At 74.2% G+C, this 21,224-nt stretch carries 17 protein-coding genes; 11 read left to right on the top strand and 6 right to left on the bottom strand.

Annotated elements, in window-relative coordinates; genetic code table 11:
- Window positions 1-62 precede the first annotated feature (62 nt).
- Window positions 63-5,627, bottom strand: coding sequence for an ATP-binding protein (locus H6H00_RS02080; RefSeq protein ID WP_185719692.1), 5,565 nt, complete (start codon window positions 5,625-5,627; stop codon window positions 63-65).
- 121 nt (window positions 5,628-5,748) lie between these two features.
- Between H6H00_RS02080 and H6H00_RS02075 the strand changes: the two genes are divergently transcribed.
- Both H6H00_RS02075 and H6H00_RS02070 read left to right on the top strand, forming a co-directional pair.
- Window positions 5,749-6,591, top strand: coding sequence for an alpha/beta fold hydrolase (locus tag H6H00_RS02075; protein ID WP_255425535.1), 843 nt, complete (start codon window positions 5,749-5,751; stop codon window positions 6,589-6,591).
- A gap of 5 nt (window positions 6,592-6,596) precedes the next feature.
- Window positions 6,597-6,965: a VOC family protein gene (locus H6H00_RS02070; protein ID WP_185719691.1), complete on the top strand. Its 369-nt coding sequence runs from the start codon at window positions 6,597-6,599 to the stop codon at window positions 6,963-6,965.
- Window positions 6,966-6,974: 9 nt separating this feature from the next.
- On the opposite strand, the gene H6H00_RS02065 is transcribed toward H6H00_RS02070, so the two are convergent.
- Both H6H00_RS02065 and H6H00_RS02060 read right to left on the bottom strand, forming a co-directional pair.
- On the bottom strand, window positions 6,975-7,379 hold the full coding sequence (locus tag H6H00_RS02065; protein WP_185719690.1) for an SRPBCC family protein: 405 nt from the start codon (window positions 7,377-7,379) through the stop codon (window positions 6,975-6,977).
- Window positions 7,380-7,428: 49 nt separating this feature from the next.
- A complete protein-coding gene (locus H6H00_RS02060) occupies window positions 7,429-7,896 on the bottom strand; it encodes a winged helix-turn-helix transcriptional regulator (protein ID WP_185719689.1) in 468 nt (155 codons plus the stop codon).
- A 65-nt stretch (window positions 7,897-7,961) separates the two neighbouring features.
- Between H6H00_RS02060 and H6H00_RS02055 the strand changes: the two genes are divergently transcribed.
- Complete coding sequence (locus H6H00_RS02055; RefSeq protein ID WP_185719688.1) at window positions 7,962-9,356, top strand: DHA2 family efflux MFS transporter permease subunit; 1,395 nt, start codon at window positions 7,962-7,964, stop codon at window positions 9,354-9,356.
- Complete coding sequence (locus H6H00_RS02050; protein ID WP_185719687.1) at window positions 9,353-9,865, top strand: PaaI family thioesterase; 513 nt, start codon at window positions 9,353-9,355, stop codon at window positions 9,863-9,865. Before H6H00_RS02055 ends, H6H00_RS02050 begins: the two co-directional genes overlap by 4 nt.
- A 4-nt stretch (window positions 9,866-9,869) precedes the next feature.
- On the opposite strand, the gene H6H00_RS02045 is transcribed toward H6H00_RS02050, so the two are convergent.
- Window positions 9,870-11,291, bottom strand: coding sequence for an MFS transporter (locus H6H00_RS02045; RefSeq protein WP_221775766.1), 1,422 nt, complete (start codon window positions 11,289-11,291; stop codon window positions 9,870-9,872).
- 52 nt (window positions 11,292-11,343) lie between these two features.
- Between H6H00_RS02045 and H6H00_RS02040 the strand changes: the two genes are divergently transcribed.
- The 6 genes from H6H00_RS02040 (at window position 11,344) to H6H00_RS02015 (ending at window position 17,781) form a co-directional block, all read left to right on the top strand.
- Complete coding sequence (locus H6H00_RS02040; protein WP_185719686.1) at window positions 11,344-11,730, top strand: pyridoxamine 5'-phosphate oxidase family protein; 387 nt, start codon at window positions 11,344-11,346, stop codon at window positions 11,728-11,730.
- Window positions 11,731-11,812: 82 nt separating this feature from the next.
- Window positions 11,813-13,171: an ATP-dependent 6-phosphofructokinase gene (locus H6H00_RS02035; RefSeq protein ID WP_255425534.1), complete on the top strand. Its 1,359-nt coding sequence runs from the start codon at window positions 11,813-11,815 to the stop codon at window positions 13,169-13,171.
- Window positions 13,172-13,750: 579 nt separating this feature from the next.
- Entirely contained in the window at window positions 13,751-14,545 is a 795-nt protein-coding gene (locus tag H6H00_RS02030; protein ID WP_221775898.1) for an MBL fold metallo-hydrolase, read from the top strand.
- Between the two features lie 11 nt (window positions 14,546-14,556).
- Complete coding sequence (locus tag H6H00_RS02025; protein WP_185722097.1) at window positions 14,557-15,129, top strand: DedA family protein; 573 nt, start codon at window positions 14,557-14,559, stop codon at window positions 15,127-15,129.
- A complete protein-coding gene (locus tag H6H00_RS02020; RefSeq protein WP_185719685.1) occupies window positions 15,126-17,231 on the top strand; it encodes a phage holin family protein in 2,106 nt (701 codons plus the stop codon). Before H6H00_RS02025 ends, H6H00_RS02020 begins: the two co-directional genes overlap by 4 nt.
- Before the next feature lie 4 nt (window positions 17,232-17,235).
- Window positions 17,236-17,781: a hemerythrin domain-containing protein gene (locus H6H00_RS02015; RefSeq protein ID WP_185719684.1), complete on the top strand. Its 546-nt coding sequence runs from the start codon at window positions 17,236-17,238 to the stop codon at window positions 17,779-17,781.
- A 10-nt stretch (window positions 17,782-17,791) separates the two neighbouring features.
- Here H6H00_RS02015 and H6H00_RS02010 read toward each other — a convergent pair whose 3' ends face one another.
- Window positions 17,792-19,297: a long-chain-fatty-acid--CoA ligase gene (locus tag H6H00_RS02010; protein WP_185719683.1), complete on the bottom strand. Its 1,506-nt coding sequence runs from the start codon at window positions 19,295-19,297 to the stop codon at window positions 17,792-17,794.
- A gap of 31 nt (window positions 19,298-19,328) precedes the next feature.
- Window positions 19,329-19,937 (bottom strand): TetR/AcrR family transcriptional regulator, encoded by a 609-nt coding sequence (locus H6H00_RS02005; protein WP_185719682.1) that lies wholly within the window; start codon window positions 19,935-19,937, stop codon window positions 19,329-19,331.
- A gap of 110 nt (window positions 19,938-20,047) precedes the next feature.
- On the opposite strand from H6H00_RS02005, the gene H6H00_RS02000 reads away from it, so the two are divergent.
- Window positions 20,048-21,220 carry a TerC family protein gene (locus H6H00_RS02000; RefSeq protein ID WP_185719681.1) on the top strand — a complete coding sequence of 391 codons (1,173 nt, stop codon included), beginning with the start codon at window positions 20,048-20,050 and terminating at the stop codon, window positions 21,218-21,220.
- The last annotated feature ends 4 nt before the right edge of the window (window positions 21,221-21,224 follow it).

Here is a 21,224-nt window from a genome sequence, read left to right as displayed (position 1 = left end):
TGCTCACCTCCACGCACCGGGGTGGTGCGTATCCGTGAGCAGAGCAAAGTCGACGCGGGGTCTCACCCCTGGGCCCGCTCCATCCCGCGGCGGACCGCCGCGATCAGGTACGGCCGCAGCTCCGGCCCGGGGACGATCAGGTCCACCGACCCGACGCGCTGGGCGCGCTGGACGCTGTGGGCCGTGTCGAACTCGTCGGCCACCTGCCCGAGCTTCTCCGACCGCACGCTGGGCCGCACCGAGGCGAGCTCGGAGGTCAGGCGCGCGGCCTCCGCGTCGTCGCCCGCCTGCTGGGCCTCCGCCTCCCGCGCCACCAGGTCGGCCACCCGCGGGTCGGCCGCGGTGCGCTTGTTGACCTCGCCCGCGAACACCACCGCCGCGGCGGGCGCCCCGCCGATCACCGACGCGTAGGAGCCCTCGACGGCCGCGACCTCCATGTTGTCGTGCAACGTCTTGGAGAACACGACGAACGCGCCGCCGTGGTAGCGCGACACGACGCAGAACACGATCGGCCCGTCGAAGTTGACGACCGCGCGCCCGATCTCCGCGCCGTTCTCCAGCTGCACCTCGCGCAGCGACTCCGGCGACCCGTCGAAGCCCGACAGGTTCGCCAGCACCACCAGCGGCCGGTTGCCGCTGGCCGCGTTGATCGCCCGCGCCGTCTTCTTCGACGACTTGGGGAACAGGGTGCCCGCCGTGAACGACGACGGCCCGTCGACCGGGATCCGCCCGCGCCGCGACAGCGGCCGGGACTCGATGCCCAGCATCGCCACCGGCTGCCCGCCCAGGTGCGCGTCGAGCACGACGACGCCCTCGGCGTCGATCATGTCGGCCCAGCGCTCCAGCGTGGGATGGTCGGCGTCGGCGACCGCGGCCATCACCGAGCGGATGTCGAACGGCTTCTTGCGCTCGGGGTTGGTGACCGAGGAGAAGATCTCCCCGACGGTCGCGAAGTCGCACCCCGGGCCGCTGTGCGGGGAGGCGGAGACGTCGCGGTCGACCGGGTCGGAGCTCGCCGCGGGCCGCGGGAACCGCTCACCGGGGGCGCGGTAGGTGTGCGCGTAGTGCGCGAGCAGGACGTCGACGGCGCCGGAGAGGTCGGGCGCCCAGTACTGCGCCTGCCCGTTCGGGCCCATGATCCGGTCGTAGCCGCCGATGCCGAAGTTGTCCTCGGCCGAGACGCCGCCGGAGTAGTCGAGGCTCTGCTTGCCGGTGAGCACCATCGCGCTCTCCGGCGTCATGACGAGGATGCCCTTGGTGTGCATGAGCATCGTGGCCTCGGCGTTCCAGTACGGCTGGGCGCCGACGTTGATGCCGGTGACCACGACGTTCAGCTCGCCGCCGTCCTGGGTGAACTCGATGATCCCGCGCAGGACGCGGCTGATCCAGTCCATGTTCTCGGTGCCGGAGTCCATCGCGATCTTCGCGCCGGCCGACACCGCGAACCACTCGATCGGCGCGTCCAGGCGCCGGGCCAGCTCGAGCGCGGCCATCACGCGGCGGCACTCCGGCTCGGCGAGCGCGCCGAGGGCCTTGGTCGGGTCGCCGATCAGGACGACGCGGGTCATGCCCTCGGGGTAGCGGGCGGTCGGCGTGGTGACCGTCCCGAGCACGAGGTTCGCCGAGTTCCCGCCGGGGGCCCGCGCCACGACGACCGGGTTCGCGTCGTCGTCGAGGTCGTACTCGGTGAAGACCCCCGGCGCGCCCCCGGCGTCGGGGTTGCGCAGCAGCATCGGCACCAGCTCGTAGGGGTACACCGCGCCGCGGCGGCGCGCCCGGATCACCTTCTGCGCGTACGCGTCCAGCTCCCGCATCGGCTGCGTCGGCGGCTCGGTGACGCGCACCGTGAGCCCCGCGCCCGGCGGCCGCGACAGCCGCAGCAGGTGCTCGGTCGGCTCCCCGCCCGCCGGGTCGGCGAGCCGGAACTGCACCAGCACCTGCTCCAGCCCGAGCGCGTCGCTGCGCGGCGCGAGCAGGCGGACCAGCGAGTCGAGGTCGGCGAGCGGCAGGTCGACGACGGGCCAGACGTAGAGCAGGACGCGGTTCCACTCCAGCTTCGCGTCGGCCCGGTCGGCGGCGCGGGCGGCGCGCAGCGAGTCCAGGCAGGCGTCGAGCACGTGCTCGAGCTGCGGGATCGCCCGGATGCTCCCGTCGTCGCCGCGGAGCACGGACAGGTCGCGGACGTCGGAGAGCGCGACGAGCCGCGCGTCGTCGGGCACCTGCCTGCCGACGGCCCGGAACAGGTGGACGTCGACGGGGGAGGGCAGGCGGGTGAGCTCGAAGTCCTCGAGGCGCCACAGGCCCAGCCGCTCGGCGACCATCGGGTGCAGCCCGCGCAGCGTCCGGTCCTCGACGGGGCGGCGGTCCGGTCCCGGCCGGAAGGTGAACCAGGCCGAGCGCTCGTCGCCCTGCGGGCGGCGGACCGCGACCGCTACCTGCGCCAGCGGCTCGGGCAGCCGCCCGAGCAGCGCGAGGATCTTCTCCGCGGACCGCTCGGGGTCGGCGTCGGGGGCCTCACCGGCGATCACGTAGAGGTCCAGCGCCACCTTGGTGTCCGCCGGGACCTGCAGCAGCAGCCGCCGCAGGTCGCCCTGCACGGCGATGGGGTCGGTGCCCGCGGGGGCGTCGGCGGAGGTGTAGACGGTGGTGGCGAGGACCGTGACGTCCTGGCCCTGGTGGGTGTAGGTCGCCGTGAGCAGCGGGCGCCCGCCGCGGTCGGAGAGCCGGACGTCGCGCAGCGGCCGGATCCGGTAGTAGCGCCGCGTCATCACCTCCAGCATCGCCGCGTGGTGGCGCTCGCCGAACACGTCGAGGATCGGCTCGGCCGCGGCGACGATCCGCTCGATGCCCTCCGCGCGCGCCGGGTCGTCCGGGCCGGGGAGCGCATCGAGCTGCTCGCGCACCTGCTGCTGGCCGCGGGCCCGCTCGGCCGCGATGAGCGGGGCGTCGAAGCAGGTGTAGCGGACGCGCCGGGCCAGGCTGCCGACCACGGGGTGCCGCAGCTGGGTGGCGGTGACGAGCTGGTCGAGCATGCGCAGGTAGTCCTCGCGGGCCGACTCCGGCAGCGCGTCGGGGTGCGTGAGGCGCCACTGCAGCAGGGCCAGCACGACCGGCACGTGCGCGGCGGCGCGGCGGTGCGCGAGGAACATGCGGTAGAGCGCGCCGGACAGCACCTCGGACGGCTCCAGGTCGGGCACGCCGTAGTGCGCGAGCGCCTGGCGCAGCCGGACCTGGAACGACTCCGGCAGCCCCTCGGCCTCGGCGTCGCGGGAGCGGAGGTAGGCGTGCAGGTACTCCTGCGGGTTGCGCTCCTGCTCCCCGGTGGGCTCGCCGTCGACGGCGCCGCGGCGGTTGCGCGAGAGCGCGCACAGGTCGGCGAAGATCCGCAGCACGGCGGTCTCGCCGGCCAGCACGCTCGCGTCGTCGGGGGCCAACGCCTCGCGCGCGGCGGTGAGCCGGGCCAGCAACGGGCGGGCGTCGCGCTCGTCGATGTCGAAGCCGAGCACCAGGTAGCGCAGCGAGGTCAGTGCGTCGGCGGCGTCGGCCGCGGCGTCGCGGGACTGCGGGTCGATGCCGGTCAGCGCCGAGAAGTCGACGCGCGCGCCGCCGGGGCCCGCGTCGGCGTCGGCGTCGGGCTGCAGGCGGACGAGCTTCGTGCCGCCCTCGACCTGCGTGTTCGCGTCGACGAGGATCTCCGCGACGCGTCCGGCGACCGGCGCGCGCAGCGCCGTCTCCAGCTTCATCGACTCGACGACGGCGACGACGTCACCCGCCTCCACCTCGTCGCCCGGCGACACCGGGATCGAGACGACCATCGCCGGGGCCGGCGCGCGGACGAGCCCGACCTCCCCGCCGGAGATCCGGTGCACCGCGCCGTCGACCTCGACGAGGACGTCGGGGTCCTGCGGGGCGGTCAGGACGGCGTAGGTCTGCCCGCCGACGGTGAGCCTGCGCTCGAAGCGGCCGGTGCGCTCGGTGTCGACGTCGAGCGCGGTGCCGTCGAGCAGGACGCGGTAGCGGGTGCCGCGCGGCTGGGCGACCTGCAGCCGGTAGGACTCGCCTCCCGCGCGGACGTCGACCTGGTACCAGGTGTCGTGCCCGACCTCGGGGCGGCCGCGCTCGGCGGAGGCGAACAGCCGCTCCCGCTGGCGCGCGACGTGGGCCTCCTGCGCCTCCACGGCGGTGGCGAGCAGGGCGACGTCGAGGCGCTGGGGCGGGGTGTAGCCCGCGGCCATCAGCCCGTCGAGCCAGGTGGTGTCGGCCTCGCCGGAGACGATCTCCGGGCGGGTCAGCAGGTCGATCAGGAAGGCCTTGTTCGTGGTGCCGCCGTCGATCACCGCGGCGGTCTGGTGCAGCGCGCGCCCCAGCCGGGACCGGGCCTCGTCGCGGTCGCGGCCCCAGGCGATCACCTTCGCGATCATCGAGTCGTACTGCGGCGGGATGACGTCACCCGCGGCCACCCCGGTGTCGACGCGGATCCCCGGGCCGCTGGGCAGCGCGAGGTGCTCGATGCGGCCGGGGGCGGGGGCGAATCCGTTCTCCGGGTCCTCGGCGGTGAGCCGGGCCTCGATGGCGTGCCCGCGCGCGGGCGGCACCTCGGCGGCGATGTCGGCGAGCTTCCCGCCCATCGCGACGTGCAGCTGCAGCTTGACGATGTCGACGCCCGTCGTCGCCTCGGTGACCGGGTGCTCCACCTGCAGCCGCGTGTTGACCTCCAGGAACGACAGCAGGCGCTCCTTGGGCTCGTAGAGGAACTCGACGGTGCCCGCGTTGACGTAGCCCGCGGCCTTCGCCAGCGCCGCGGCGGAGTCGCGCAGCAGCTGCTCCTGCTCGGCGTCGAGCGCGGTGGAGGAGGACTCCTCGAGGACCTTCTGGTTGCGGCGCTGCACCGAGCAGTCGCGGACGCCGAGCGTCCACACGTCACCGGTGGCGTCGGCGACGACCTGCACCTCGACGTGGCGCCCGCCGGAGATCGCGCGCTCCAGGAACACCGTCGCGTCGCCCGCGGTCTTCGCGGCCTCGGACCCGGCGCGCTCGAAGGCCTCCGCGAGGTCCTCGGGCCGGGTGACCTTGCGGATGCCGCGCCCGCCGCCGCCCGCGGTGGCCTTGACCATCAGCGGGTAGCCGATCTTCTCCGCGTGCTCGCGGGCGCTCGCGACGTCGGCGACGGGACCGCCGCTCCACGCCGCCAGCGGCACACCGACGTCGGCGGCCAGCCTCTTCGCGGCGATCTTGTCGCCGAGGCGCTCCATCACCTGCGCGGACGGGCCGATGAACACGATCCCCAGGTCGGCGCACAGCTGCGCGAACTCGGCGCGCTCGGACACGAAGCCCCAGCCCGGCCACACGGCCTCCGCGCGGCTCGCCTTCAGCGCCCGCTCCAGCTCGGCGAAGTCGAGGTAGGGGTTGGTGCCGGTGAACGCCTGGTCCGGGTCGTCGGAGCCGATCAGCACGGACTCGTCGGCCTCGCGGACGAACATCGCCGCCCGGTCGACGATCGTGTAGAAGGCGATGGTCCGCAGCGGCACCCGGTCGGGCTCGGCGTTCCACTCCCGCACGGCATGGATCAACCGCATGGCGGGCTCGCCCCGGTTGACGATCGCGATGCGCTGGAACGCCTGGTTCATCGTGCTCCCCTCGTCCGGTGCCGCCGGGATCGACCGGCCGACGGCCCCACCCAAGCCGAACCGGCGGGGGCGGCACAACCTGCGGGCGGGGGAACAGTGGTGGATCGGTGATGATGACCGCGTGACGACCATCGCCGCGGGTGTTCTCGACGTCCACGTGTCCGGCCCGGCCGAGGGACCGCCGGTGCTCCTGCTGCACGGCTTCCCGCAGGGCGCCGACTCCTGGGACGCCGTGCTCCCCGCCCTGCACGACGCCGGGTACCGCACGATCGCGCCCGACCAGCGCGGGTACTCACCGGGCGCGCGCCCCACCGGCCGGGCCGCGTACCGGCTCCCGGAGCTGACGTCCGACGCGCTCGCGGTGCTCGCCGACCACGCCGGGGGGCCCGCGCACGTCGTCGGGCACGACTGGGGCGCGGCCGTCGCGTGGCGGCTCGCGGCGCGGTACCCGGACGCGGTCCGGTCGCTGACGGCCGTGTCGGTGCCGCCCACCGCCGCCTTCGCGCGCTCACTGGTGACGACCCGGCAGGCGCTCGCGTCCTGGTACATGGCGGCGTTCCAGATCCCGTGGCTGCCCGAGCGGCTGCTGCGCGCCGACGCCCGCGGCTACTCCCCGCGGCTGTCCGCCGCCCTGCGCGGCACCGGCCAGACCCGCGAGCGCGCCCGCCGCGACGCCGCCCGCCTCGCCGACCCGGCCGCGCTGACCGCCGCGCTGAACTGGTACCGCGCCATCCTCGCGGCCGACCCCCGCGACGCCGACCCCGCTGTCACGGTGCCGACGCTGTTCGTCTGGAGCGACGGCGACACCGCACTGACCCGGCAGAGCACCGAGCTCGCCCACCGGTACGTGACGGGGCCGTACTCCTACGCCGAGCTGCACGGCGTGAGCCACTGGATCCCGGAGGAGGCGCCGGAGCAGTTCTCGGAGCTGCTCCTCGCCCACCTCGCCGCGCACCCGGCCTGACGGCCGTGGAGATCCTCTCGTCCCGCGTCATCCTGCGGCCGGCCGACCCGGGGCGGACGGTCGCGTTCTACCGCGACGTGCTCGGCCTCGCGATCGCCCGCGAGTTCCCCGGGGGCACGGTGTTCTTCGCGGGCAACGGGTTCGTCGAGGTCTCGGGCGGGTCGGACGGCGGGACCCGTGACGGGGTCGCGCTGTGGCTGCAGGTCCGCGACGTCGACGCCGCCCACCGCGACCTCGCCGCCCACGTCGTCCGCGAACCGCGCGACGAGCCGTGGGGGCTGCGCGAGATGTGGATCGCCGACCCGGACGGCACCCGGATCGTGCTGGTGCAGATCCCGCCCGACCACCCGATCCGCCGCGACGTCCGGTCCTGAGCGGCGCCGCTACGGAGCGGCCGGGTCCGCCCCCTGCTCGACGTTGCGCTTGATCGTCGCCAGCGTCTCGTCCAGGCCGCCGTCGACGGCGGGGCCGTCGGTGTGCGAGGTGTGCAGCCGCACCGTCACCTGCGAGCCGGCCCCGGCCGCGACGACGGCGAGCTCGCCGCTGTAGTCGTGCGGTCCCGGTGCGCCCCAGCGGATCGTGCGCGACTCCGGCTCGGCGGTGAACCAGGCGTCGCCCTCGACCGCGCGGCCCTCGACGTCGGCGACGGTGTGCACCGTGTCGCCGCCGGCCGGTTCGGCCGAGCGCATCGCCGCGAAGTAGTGCGGCAGGTTCTCCACGTCGGAGAGGTAATCGAACAGGACGCCCGGTTCGGCGTCGACGGTCGTGCTGCGCTCGTGGTCACCCATGCGCCGGGCGTACCCGGGCCGGTGCGGGCTCAACCCGCGCGCAGGGCTCTCACCCCGCGCGCAGTGCTGGGGCCAGCGGGACCGTCCGCAGGCGGGTCTCCCGCTCGACGAGGTGGCCCTCGGCGCAGCGGACCTCCACGTGCACCGGCTCGCCGCACCCGGCGTGCTCGACGCGCATCGGCGGCCCGTCCGGGCCGGCGAGGTGGCGGTCGCCGTACTCCAGCATCGCGAGGACGACCGGGCGCAGGTCGCGGCCCGCGGGCGTCAGCCGGTACTCGTGGCGCTCGCGGCGGCCCGGTTCGCGGTAGGGCACGCGGTCGACGAGGCCGGCGTCGGTGAGGTGCGTCAGGCGCCGGGTGAGCACGTTGCGGGCGATGCCGAGGTGGGCCGCGAGGTCGTCGAACCGGCGGATGCCGTTGAACAGGTCGCGCAGGACCAGGACGGTCCACGCGTCGCCCACCAGCGCCGCGGTGCGGGCCACGGAGCAGCGGGTGCTGTCGAGCTCCCGGAAGTCCATGCGGACCAGCCTAACCCGCGGATGGGTTGCGGGCGAGAACGCAGGGTGCATAGGCTGCATCCACCATGACAACTCAGCGGTCGGGCCTGGTGCTCGCGGTGACGTCCCTGGCGGCGTTCCTCGTCTTCCTCGACGTCACGATCGTCAACATCGCGTTCCCGGACGTGCGCGCGACCTACCCGGACGTGTCGCTCGCCGACCTGTCGTGGATCTTCACCGCCTACAACGTCGTGTTCGCGGCGCTGCTCATCCCCGCGGGCCGCCTCGCCGACGCCCGCGGCCGCAGGCGGGTCTTCGGGATCGGGCTGGTGCTGTTCGGGCTCGCGTCGCTGGCCTGCGCGCTCGCCCCCACCGCGGGGGTGCTCGTCGCGGCCCGCGCCGTGCAGGCCGTCGCCGCCGCCCTGCTCGCCCCGGCGTCGCTCGCGCTGCTGCTGCCGGCGTTCCCGCCCGAGCGGCGCGGTGCGGCCGTCGGGCTGTGGGGCGCCACCGGCGGGATCGCCGCGGCCACCGGTCCGGCGCTGGGCGGCGTGCTGGTCGACGCGTTCGGCTGGCGCGCCGTGTTCCTCGTCAACCTGCCGGTGGTGCTGGTGACGCTCGTCGTCGGCCGGTTCGTGCTGGTCGAGTCCCGCGACCCGGACGCCCGGCTGCCCGATCTGCCCTCCGCGCTGCTGCTCGGGCTGGGCGTGGCCGCGGTGTCGCTGGGGATCGTCCGCGGGGAGGACGGCGGCTGGTCCGACGCGGTGTGGCCGGTGGCGGCGGGCGTCGCGCTGCTGGTGGCGTTCGGCCTGCGCAGCGCGCGGGTGGCGCGCCCGCTGGTGGAGCCCGCGCTGTTCCGGCTGCGCAGCTTCGCCGGGTCCGTCGCCGGCTACCTCGCGTTCTCCGGCGCCTTCTACGCGCTGCTGCTCGCCAACATCCTGTTCCTGACGGCGGTGTGGCGCTACGACGTGCTGGCCGCCGGGCTGGCCGTCACGCCGGGGCCGCTCATGGCCGCGGCCGCGTCGCCGGTGGCGGGGCGCGTCGCCGACCGGTTCGGGGCGGGGGTCGCGGTGGTCGCGGGCGGGCTGCTGTTCACCGCCGGGTGCGTCCTGTTCGCGACGGGCATCGGCCCCGACCCGGCCTGGCTCACCGCGTTCCTGCCCGCGACGCTGCTCACCGGGACCGGGGTGGGTGCGGTCTACGCGGGGCTGGGCACGGCCGCGGTGTCCGAGCTGCCGCCCACGCGGTTCGCCACCGGCAGCGCCGTCGGCACCTGCGCCCGTCAGATCGGTGCGGTGCTGGGCATCGCGCTGCTGCTGTCCGGACTCGCCGCGGCGGGTTCGTCGTTCGACGCGTTCCGCACCGGCTGGCTGCTGATGGCCGCGGGCGGCGTCGCCACCGTCGCGTGCGGCCTCGTCGTCGGCGCGGTCCGCGCCCGTCCCGTCCCCGTCCCGGCCCCCGTCTCCCAGGAGGACACCGCATGACCGAGACCGTCCCCGACGTCCGCGAGCGCTCCCACACCTGGCAGGACCCGCGGCTGACCGCGGCCGCCGCGCAGGGCGTCGACGGCCTGACCTTCCTGCGCGCGCTGGCCTCCGGCGAGGTGCCGCCCGCGCCGATCGCCACGACGCTGGGGTTCACGCTGCTGGAGGTGGAGTCCGGGCGGGTGGTGTTCGGCCTGGAGCCGCAGGAGTACCACTTCAACCCGATCGGCTCGGTGCACGGCGGCGTGTTCGCCACGCTGCTCGACTCCGCGGCGGGCTGCGCCGTCCACTCCGCGCTGCCGGCCGGCGTCGGCTACACGAGCCTGGACCTCAGCGTGAAGTTCCTGCGCGGGCTGGGCGCGACCTCCGGTCCGGTCCGCTGCGAGGGACTGGTCGTGCACCTGGGCGGGCGCACCGCGCTCGCCGAGTCCCGGCTCTACGACGGCGAGGGCCGGCTGTGCGCGCACGCGACCAGCAGCTGCATGATCTTCCGGCCGGCGTCGGCCTGAGGGGTCAGGCGGCGGCCGGGACCGGCGTCGCCGCCCGCTCGACCGGCCGGGCGCGCGGGGTGAGGGCCGAGATCACCGCGGCGACCGCGGCCGCTCCGGCGGCGGCGAGGAACACCACCGTGTACGCCGTGGCGGCGGGCAGCGTCGCCCCGCCGACGGTGATCGTCAGCCCGCTCGCGACGGCCGCGACGACCGCGCTGCACGACGACGTCCCGAGCATCCGCATCAGGGTGTTGAGGCTGTTGGCCGCGGCCGTCTCCGTCGGCGGCACGGCGTCCATGATCAGCAGCGGCAGCGCGGAGTAGGCGAGCGCGGCGCCGATCGCGGTGACCGTGGCCGCCACCATCACCAGCACGATCGACCCGGGCAGCACGGCCATCGACAGGTTGCCGACCGCGAGCACGACCGTGCCGCTCACGAGCGTCAGCCGCGCGCCGAACCGGGCCGAGAGCCGTGCCGACACCGGAGAGAACAGCGCCATCGCCCCGCCGATCGGCAGCAGCACGATGCCGGCGGCCACGAGCGAGAGCCCGAAGCCGTACCCGGACTCCAGCGGCGCCTGCAGCACCTGCGTCGTCATGAGGAACTGGGCGAACATCGAGAAGCCGATGAGGATCGAGCCGACGTTGGTCCACAGGACGGCCGGGCGCGCGGAGGTCCGCAGGTCGACTAGCGGCGAGTCGGTCCGCAGCTCCAGGCGGCCCCACCCGGCGAACAGCACGACGGCCGCCACCAGCAGCACGATCACGACCGGGCTCGTCCAGCCCCAGTCGCTGCCCTTGGAGATGGCCAGCAGCAGGCAGACGAGAGCGGCGGACAGGCCGATCGCGCCGGGGACGTCGAAGCGTCCGCCCGACCGCGTCGGCGACTCCGCGACGATCCGCCGGACCAGCAGGAACTGCAGCGCGCCGAGCACCGCGGCCCCGGCGAACAGCCAGCGCCAGCTCGCCTGCTGCGCGACCGCCCCGGTGATCGGCAGCCCGATGGCCCCGCCGATCCCCAGCGACGAGCTCATCAGGGCGATGCCGCTGCCCACGCGCTCGGGGGGCAGGAGGTCGCGCATGACGCTGATCCCGAGCGGCACGACGCCCAGCGAGGCGCCCTGCAGCACCCGCGCCACGAGCAGCAGCTCGACGCCCGGTGCGGCGGCCCCCAGCGCCGAGCCGACCGTCACCAGGCCGAGCGCGACGAGCAGCATCCGGCGCTTGCCGTACATGTCGCCGAGCCGCCCGAGCACCGGCGCGCACACCGCGCCCGCGACGAGGGTGGCCGTCACCAGCCAGGTGACCGTCGACGTCGAGGCGTTCAGCAGCCGCGGGAACTGCGGGAGGAGGGGCACGACGAGGGTCTGCATGAGCGACACGGCGAGGCCGCACGAGGCGAGCACGCCGATCACGACGGCAGGACGGGAGACCGGGGACGCCACCCGACCAGGTGAACAGAGAACGTTGTCAATGGCAAGTTGATAGCGTCCCGACGTGCGCACACTCACCGACGTCTCCGCCGGGTTCCGCGAGTTCTGGACCGAGCGGCACCTCTGCACCCTGGTCACGCTGCGTGCGGACGGCAGCCCGCACGTCGTGCCGGTGGGGGTCACGGTCGACGTCGAGGCCGGGATCGCGCGGGTGATCTGCCGGGGCGGGTCGACCAAGGCGCGCAACGCGGCCGAGCGCGGGACCGCGGTCGTCTCGCAGGTCGACGGCGGGCGCTGGTCGACGCTGGAGGGGACGGCCGTGGTGCGCACGGACCGGGAGTCCGTCGGCGAGGCCGAGCGCCGCTACGCCGAGCGCTACCGCGTGCCGCGGGAGAACCCGGAGCGGGTCGTCATCGAGATCGCCGTCCGGCGGGTGATGGGGTTGAGCTGACGGGGTGGTGCACGGCACACTGAACCGGTCAAGTCACGGCTCGTCGCGGCGCCGGGACCCCGCCTCTCCGACGAGGAGCACCGTGAGCGAGCCCGCCCGCGTGGTGAACCTCCCGCGCACCGCCCCCGCCCCGCCCGACCTGACGATCGCCACCCTCGGGCCCGCCCGCATCGCGTCCCCGCTGGCCGAGCTGCTCGACAACAGCCGCACCAGCGAGCACTACGTCGACGAGGACGACCGGGTCCTGCTCGACGACACCCTGGCCGGCATCACCGCCCGCGACGTCCCCGCGGGCGAGCTGCCCGGCATGGAGCCCTGCGGCCCGCGTCGCCGGATCTTCTTCGACCCCGCCAAGACCCGCGCGGCCGTCGTCACGTGCGGGGGGCTGTGCCCGGGGCTCAACGACGTGATCGCCGGGCTGGTCCGCACCCTGACCTACCACTACCGGGTCCGGCGCGTCATCGGCATCCGCAACGGCTACCAGGGCTTCGTCCCGTCCTACGGCCACGACGTCGTCGACCTGACGCCGGAGTCGGTGCGCGACATCGCCACCGACGGCGGCACCGTGCTGGGCACCTCGCGCGGGCACCAGGACCCCGACGAGATCGTCGACTGCCTGGAGCGGCTGCACGTCAACGTCCTGTTCGTCGTCGGCGGCGACGGGTCGATGCGCGGCGCGATGCGGATCGCGGCCACCGTCGCCGAGCGCGGACTGATGATCGCGGTCGTCGGCATCCCGAAGACGATCGACAACGACATCCCCTACATCGACCAGAGCTTCGGCTTCCAGACCGCGTTCTCCCACGCCAGCGACGCCATCCGGGCCGCGCGCGTCGAGGCGACGTCCACGGCCAACGGCATCGGGCTGGTCAAGCTCATGGGGCGGCACTCCGGCTTCATCGCCTGCTACGCCGCGCTCGCCCGCAGCGGCGCCGACGTCGTGCTCATCCCGGAGGTGCCGTTCGGCCTCGACGGCGACGGCGGGCTGCTGGCCCACCTGCGCCGCCGGGTCCTCGAGCGCGGGCACGCCGTCGTCGTGGTGGCGGAGGGGGCGGGCCAGGAGCTGCTCGGCCACGAGGCCGACGCCGACGCGTCGGGGAACGCGAAGCTCGGCGACATCGGCCCGTACCTGCGCCGGCGCATCGGGGACCACTTCTCCGACGCCGGCATCGAGACCTCCATCCGCTACATCGACCCCAGCTACGCGATCCGCAGCGTCCCCGCGAACCCCTACGACTCGGTCTACTGCGTGCGGCTCTCGCAGGCCGCCGTGCACGCGGCGATGAGCGGGCGCACCGAGATGGTGGTCGGGCGGTACCGGCGGCGGTTCGTGCACGTGCCGATGGCGGCGGCGGTGAGCAGGCGCAACCAGGTCGACCCGCACGGGGACCTGTGGATGGCGGTGCTGGAGTCGACGGGCCAACCGGTCCACTTCACCTGACCCACTTCTACCACCCCCCCGCGAGTTTGCGGTCCCCACCCCGCGAGTTTGCCGTCCCCACCCGGCGAGTTGGCCGATGACGCGCGGCGAGTTCGCCGTCCCGTGCACGCTGTGGGGAGGAGCGGTCCCGGGGCGCCGGACGTCAGCGGCGAACTCGCCGGGGGTGGGTGGCGAACTCGCCGGGGGTGGGTGGCGAACTCGCCGGGGGTGGGTGGCGAACTCGCCGGGGGTGGGTGGCGAACTCGCCGGGGGTGGGTGGCGAACTCGCCGGGGGTGGGTGGCGAACTCGCCGGGGGTGGGTGGCGAACTCGCCGGGGGTGGGTGGCGAACTCGCCGGGGGTGGGTGGCGAACTCGCCGGGGGGTGGGTGGCGAACTCGCCGGGGGTGGGTGGCGAACTCGCCGGGGGTGGGTGGCGAACTCGCCGGGGGTGGGTGGCGAACTCGCCGGGGGTGGGTGGCGAACTCGCCGGGGGTGGGCGGCAAACTCGCCGGGCGGGATCGGCACACTCGCCGGGGGCGGGGAGGGGCGTGCGGGCGGGGTTCACGGCCGGGGCGCGGGCGGGCAGGAATACTGATCACGTGCAGGGGCTCGCGATGCGCTTCCTCGGCCACTCCACCGTCCGGCTGGAGCTGGCCGGGCGGGTCGTGCTGACCGACCCCGTGCTCACCGGACGGGTCGGGCCGCTGCGCCGGACGGCGCCGCCGGTCGACCCGGTCGACCACGCGGGCGTCGACCTCGTCCTGCTCTCCCACCTGCACGCCGACCACCTGCACCTGCCGTCGCTTCGCCGGCTCACCGGCGCGCGGGTCGTGGTGCCGCGCGGGGCGGGGGAGTGGTTGCGCCGCAAGGGGATCCGCGGCGTCGAGGAGCTGGGGATCGGCGAGGAGCTGACCGACGGCGCCCTGCACGTCACCGGGGTCGAGGCGGCGCACAGCGGGCACCGCTGGGGCCCGCGCTCGACGCGCGGCCCGCAGGCCCGCGCGATGGGCCACCTGCTGCGCACCGGTGACGTCAGCGTCTACGTCTCCGGCGACACCGACCTGTTCGACGGCATGGCCGACCTCCCGCGCCCCGACGTCGCGCTGCTGCCGGTCTGGGGCTGGGGGCCGAGCCTGGGCCCCGGCCACCTCGACCCCGCCCGCGCCGCGGAGGCCGTCGCACTGCTGCGTCCGCGGATCGTCGTGCCGGTGCACTGGGGCACGCTCGCCCTCCCCGGGCTGACGCGCGCCCCCGGCGCCCGCGGTGCGGCCATGCGCCGGCTGCTGGTGGAACCGCCGCGCACGTTCGCCGCCGCCGTCGCCGCGTCCGGGTCCGGCACCCACGTCGCCCTGACCGAGCCGGGCGACCGGGTCGCGCTGCCGGTGCACCCGTGAGCGTCCTCGGCATCGACCTCTCCGACCCCACGTCGATCGGCTACCCTGTCGTGTTCGGCGGCGTCCTGCTCGGCTCGATCGTGCCCGTCGTGCCGACGGGGGCCGTGGTCGGCGCGGCCGCCGCGATCGCGACCAGCACCGGGCGCCTGTCGCTCGTCCTGGTCCTGCTGCTCTCCGTCGCCGGGGCGCTGATCGGCGACCTGGTGACGTTCGGCGTCGCGAAGGCCGGCAGCGCGGCGGCGCAGCGCTGGGTGGCCCGCGGCCAGTCCCGGGACCGGCTCGACGAGGTGCGCGGGCAGTTCGCGACGCGCGGCGCCCTGCTCGTCGTCGTGGGGCGGCTGCTCCCGGCCGGCCGGATCCCGGTGCTGCTCGCGGCGGGCGCGCTCGACTACCCGTGGCGGCGGCTCGTGCCCGCGGCGCTCGCCGCGTGCGTGCTGTGGGCCGTCGCGTACGCGGTACTCGGCGTCGTCAGCGGCGGGCTCTTCGACTCACCGGTCGTGGCCACGCTCGTCGCCACCGGGCTGGTCTTCGCGGTGGCGGGGATCAGCGCACTCGTGTCCCGCAGCAGGAAGGCTCGCACATGACACCACCGCAGGGGGCCGGCCGGATCGTGCGCGGCGGCCGCGTGGTCGTCCGCGTGCTCGCGATCTGGCTGCTGACGACCGGCGCGCTGAACCTCCTCGACGAGCTGCTCGTCGGCTTCGAGATGACGAGCTGGTGGCAGCCGACGGTCCTCGCGCTCGCGCTCGGCCTGCTCAGCGCGGTGGTGTGGCCGCTGATCCTGCGCGTCGCGCTGCCGGTCGCGGTGTTCACCCTCGGCGTCGCCTCCTACCTGGTCCTGGGTGCCGCCCTGCTGCTGGTGTCGTTCGCGATCCCGGGCGTCACGATCGTCAACCTGTCGACGGCGGTGGGCGTCGCGGTCGTCATGTCGGTCGTCGGGGCGCTGGTGTCCTGGCTGTTCGGGCTCGACGAGGACGAGATCTTCTTCCGCCGCACCGCCCGCCGGTCCGGCGCCACCGACGACACCGACGACCGGCCGCCCGGTGTCGTGTTCCTGCAGGTCGACGGCCTGGGGCACGACACGCTGCGCCGCGCCCTGCGCAGCGGCGAGATGCCGGTGTTCTCCCGCTGGCTCGCCGAGGGCAGCCACCGCCTGACGCACTGGAACACCGACTGGAGCTCGCAGACCGGCGCGAGCGTGTGCGGGATCCTGCACGGCGACAGCTCCGACATCCTCGGCTTCCGCTGGTACGAGAAGGACCGCGACCACGTGATGGCGTGCTCCAACCCCGAGGACGCCGCGGAGATCGAGCGCCGCGCCTCCGACGGGCGGGGCCTGCTCGCCGTCGACGGGGCGGGGCACGGCAACCTGTTCACCGGCGACGCGCCGTACGTCTCGCTGACCATGAGCGCGGTGCCGGTGCTCAGCGGCCGCGGCCGGCGCGGGCGCCAGCACGTCGCCTCCGGGTACGGCTACTTCGCCTACTTCGCGAGCCCCGTCAACGCGCTGCGCACGCTCGGCGGGGCGGTGGCGGAGATCGTCCGGGAGCTGCGGGCGTCGATCACGCAGCGGCAGCGCAACGTGTTCCCGCGCGTGCACCGCGGCCTGTGGTTCCCGTTCGTCCGGGCGGGCACGAACATCATCGCCCGCGACGTCGTGGTCTCCGCGGTCATCGAGGACATGTTCGACGGCCGCGCCGCCGTCTACGCCGACTTCCTCGGCTACGACGAGGTCTCGCACTACTCGGGCGTCGAGCGCTGGGACTCCCTCGCCGTGCTGCGCGACATCGACCAGCACATCGGCCGCATCCACCGCGCGACCCAGCTCGCGCCGCGCCGCTACCACGTGGTGTGCCTGTCCGACCACGGCCAGACCCAGGGCTGGGCGTTCGCCGACCGGTTCGACGAGTCCGTGGAGGAGCTGGTCGGACGCCTGTGCGGGGCCCCGGACACCACGCGCGCGGCGTCGGGGCGCTCGGAGAAGGGCTGGCAGGCGGGCACCGTGCTGGCCGAGGCCTCCGGGCGCGGGTTCGTCGCCAACCGGCTGCGCGAGCGGGTGGAGCGGGTGCGGGCGGAGGAGCACGCGCCGCACGTCCCCGAGGACGTCGGGCGGGTGCCGCGGGTCGCGCCGGGGGTCGTCGCGGTGGCGTCGGGGCACATGGCGATGGTGTCGTTCACCGAGCACGTGGGGCGCGTCGAGCTGGAGACGATCGAGCGCGAGTACCCCGACCTGCTGCCCGGCCTCGTCGACCACCCCGGGATCGGGTTCGTGCTGGTCCGCAGCGCCGAGTACGGCGCGGTGGTGCTCGGGCGCGACGGCCTGCACCGCCTGGACACCGGCGTCGTCCTCGGCGAGGACCCGCTCACCGGGTACGGCCCGCACGCCGCCGACCTCGTCCGCCGCGTCGACGGGTTCGGCAACTGCGCCGACATCATGATCAACAGTTGGTACGACCCCGCGACGGAGGACGCCCCGCCGTTCGAGCCGCACGTCGGCAGCCACGGCGGGCTCGGCGGGGCGCAGTCGCGCGGGTTCCTGCTGCACCCGGCCGACCTGCCGGCGCCGGACCGGGAGATCGTCGGGGCGGGGGAGCTGCACCGGGTCCTGCGCGGCTGGCTCGCCCACCTCGGGCACCCCGTTCCCGAACGGTCGGAACCGCCCGCGGACGTCCCGCAGAACCGTTGATCCGGTGCGGCGGGATCACGGGGCCGAGCGCGACGCCGCGTTCGCGCGCGCCGCCGGGGCCGACCCCGGGTGGGCCGCCCACCAGGACGCGACGACGCGGGTCCTGCCCGTCGTCGCGCTGGCCGACGTGCAGGCCGGCCCGCCGGTCATCGCCGCCGACTCGCCCGGCGCGGCCCTGCGGCTGGTCCACGACGTGTTCCGCCGCGAGCTCGCGCTGATCCGTGCCGAGCTCACGACATCGGGGTCCGTGCTGGGTGCGCAGCTGCGCGTCACCTGCCTGACGCTGTGCGCCGGGCTGCGCAACCACCACGGCGGGGAGGACGCGGCGATGTTCCCGTTCCTCGACCGGACCCGCCCCGACCTCGCCCCGGTCCTCGGACGGCTGCGCCACGAGCACGCGCGGATCGCGGTGCTCGTGGCGCGGCTGCAGGAGGTGCTCGCGGCGGGCGGGGACGGGGTGGCCGACGAGGTCGACCGGCTCACGGCCGACCTCGAGCGCCACCTCGCCTACGAGGAGGAGCAGCTGATCCCCGTCCTCGACGCCGGGTGACGGCCGGGCGTCAGCTGCCCGTGCCCTCCGGCGCCTCGACCTCGCGACGCAGGATCTTGCCCGTCGGGCCCTTGGGCAGCTCGTCGACGACCCACACGTGCCGCGGGTACTTGTAGGCCGCCACGCGCTCCTTCACGAACGCCTTCAGCTCGTCGGGCTCGGCCGACTCCCCGGACTTGAACGAGACGGCCGCGCCGACCTCCTCGCCGAGGTCGGGGTGCTTGATCCCGATGACCGCGGCCTCGGCGACGGCCGGGTGCTCGTAGAGGGCCTCCTCGATCTCGCGCGGGTAGACGTTGTAGCCGCCGCGGATGATCAGGTCCTTCTTGCGGTCGACGATCGTGTAGTAGCCGTCGGCGTCCTTCGTGGCGACGTCGCCGGTGCGGAACCAGCCGTCCGGGATCGACTCGGCCGTGGCCTCGGGACGGCCCCAGTAGCCCTTCATGACGTTCTCGCCGCGGATCGCGATCTCGCCGGGCTCGCCCTCGGCGACCTCGTTGCCGTCGTCGTCGACGACCTTCATCTCGCAGCCGGGCACCTCGAAGCCGATGGTGCCGGGCTTGCGCTCCTTGCCGGGCTGGTTGAACGAGGCCACCGGCGAGGTCTCGGACAGGCCGTAGCCCTCCAGGATGGTGCAGCCGAACTTGTCCTCGAACGACTTCATGATCTCCACCGGCATCGCGGAGCCGCCGGAGATGCAGGTGCGCAGCGACGAGACGTCGGCCCCGTCGGCGTCGTCGTGGTGCAGCATGCCCGCGTACATCGTCGGCACGCCCTCGAACACCGTGACCTTGTCGCGCCCGATGACCGACAGCGCCTTGCCGGCGTCGAAGCGGGGGATCAGCGTCAGGCAGGACCCGGTGGCGACCGACGCGTTGAGCCCGCAGGTCAGGCCGAAGACGTGGAACAGCGGCAGGCAGCCCATGATCACGTCGTCCGGGGTGATCTGGATGAGCGCCTCGACGGTGGTGCGGCAGTTCGTGTCGAGGTTGTGGTGGGTCAGCTCGGCGCCCTTGGGCTGGCCGGTGGTGCCCGAGGTGTAGAGGATCACCGCGGTGTCGTCGTCGGCGCGCTCGACGGCGTCGGGGGCGGGCTCGGCGTCGCCGATCTGCTCGGCCGAGGGCCCCATCGCGCCGACGATCACCGAGTCGATGCCGACGGACTTCGCGGCCTCGGCGACCGCGTCACCGCCGCCGTCCCAGCCGAACACCAGCGACATGCCGGAGTCGGTGAGGTAGTACTCGACCTCCCGCGCCTTGAGCAGCGGGTTCATCGGCACGACCGTGGCCCCGGCGAGCAGCGCGCCGTAGAACGCGATCGGGTAGGCGGGGACGTTGGGGAAGACCAGGCCCACGCGGTCGCCCGGGTCGATCCCGCGCGCCTTCAGCAGGCCCGCGACCTTGGCGGCCTCCGCGTGCAGGTCGGAGTAGGTCAGGACGGCGTCGTCCAGGCGCACTGCCGGGCGGTCGCCGTGGTCGGCCGCCGTCTGCACCAGGTTGGCTGCGAGGTTCGTCATAGCCGGGGACCCTAACCGGGACCGCCGCGCGTCACACGTTCGGAGCAGCATCCGCCCGGATGACGGGGAGCAGCACGCGGTCGACCAGCGTCTCGACGAACTCCACGTCGGCCGGCTCGTCGGTGAGCAGCAGGTGCTGCAGCGTCATGCCGCGGGTGACGTCGGCGACGAGCATCGGGTCGAGGCCGTCGCCGGTCTCGCCGCGCTCGCGGGCCCGGGCCAGGATGATCTTCATCAGCCGGGCCTCCTGCGACCGCAGCAGCTCCAGCGCGAGCGCCCCGAGCTCGCCGTTGGTGGCCGCGACGGCGAGCAGGCCGTGGGCGAGGTTGCGGGTGGGGGCGGCGTCGGGCCGGTGGAGGTTGGCGACGAGGTCGCCGCGCAGCGTGCCGGTGTCGGGCACGTCGTCGGCGGTGGCCCCGGCGCGGGTGACGGCGTGCTGCAGGGCCGCCGTCATCAGCTCCTCCTTGCCCGACCAGCGCCGGTAGACCGTCTTGGCGCTGGCGTGGGCGCGCCGGTGCACGGCGGAGACCGTCAGCCGGTCGTAGCCGACCTCGGCCAGCACCTCGAGCGCGGCGTCGAGGATCGCCTCCTCGCGTTCCGGGTCCGGTGGTCGTCCGGGGGCCCGTGTGGGCGACGTCATGGGAGGAATCCTGCCCGACGGGGAACTCCGGAGGGGGTCATTGCGTCAGACTACAGAGAAACGACACACTGCCCTTTCCTATCTCTGCCTCTCTCGCGAACGGAACCCTCATGGACGTACCGGCCCTCGTGTGGGGGTTGACGATCGTCGGCATCGTCGGCCTGCTGCTGTTCGACTTCGTCTTCCACGTGCGCAAGGCGCACATCCCCACCCTGCGCGAGGCCGCGATCTGGTCCGCCATCTACGTCGGTGCGGCCGTCGTGTTCGGCATCGGGGTCTGGTGGTTCGGCGGCGCCACGATGGGCACCGAGTACTTCGCGGGCTACGTCACCGAGAAGGCCCTGTCGGTCGACAACCTGTTCGTCTTCCTCATCATCATGGCCAGCTTCGCGGTGCCGCGGGCCGACCAGCAGAAGGTGCTGCTCTTCGGCATCGTCTTCGCGCTGATCGCGCGCACCGGCTTCATCTTCTTGGGCGCGGCGCTGATCAACTCGTTCGCCTGGATCTTCTACCTGTTCGGCGCGGTCCTCATCGTCACCGCGGTGAACCTGCTGCGCGAGGACGAGGAGGAGGAGCAGACCGACAACTTCATGGTGCGGCTGGCCAAGCGGTTCTTCCACACCAGCGAGCACTACGACGGCGACAAGATGTTCACCTACGAGAACGGCAAGCGCATGCTGACGCCGATGCTCCTGGTGATGGTCGCCATCGGCGCCACCGACCTGCTGTTCGCGCTCGACTCCATCCCCGCGATCTTCGGCCTGACCACGAACACCTACATCGTGTTCACGGCCACCGCGTTCTCGCTGATGGGCCTGCGCCAGCTGTTCTTCCTCATCGACGGCCTGCTCGACCGGCTCGTCTACCTGTCCTACGGCCTGGCGATCATCCTCGGCTTCATCGGCGTCAAGCTGATCCTGCACGCCCTGCACGAGAACAACCTGTTCTTCGTCAACGGCGGTCAGCCGGTCCCGGTCTACGAGATCAGCACCGGGCTCTCCCTGGCCGTGATCATCGGCGTGCTGGCCGTGACCGTCGTCGCGTCGCTGTTCAGCCCGTCGGGCAAGGCGAAGAGCGTGGCCTCGGCCGCGCGCAAGCACGCGAAGGAGGCCATCGACCACGAGCTGGACGACGAGACCCGCGCGCGCAACTACGCGATGCTCACCGCCGACGAGCAGCGGATCAGGGACCTGCCCGACGACAAGCACGGCAACGAGGTCCGTGAGGACGCCGGGCTGCGCGAGCTCATCGAGCGGGCCCACCAGGAGCACGCCCTGCGCTGACCCC

The sequence above is a fragment of the Pseudonocardia petroleophila genome, from assembly GCF_014235185.1.
Classification (GTDB): Bacteria; Actinomycetota; Actinomycetes; order Mycobacteriales; family Pseudonocardiaceae; genus Pseudonocardia; species Pseudonocardia petroleophila.
This window is presented reverse-complemented; position numbering and strand designations above follow the sequence as displayed.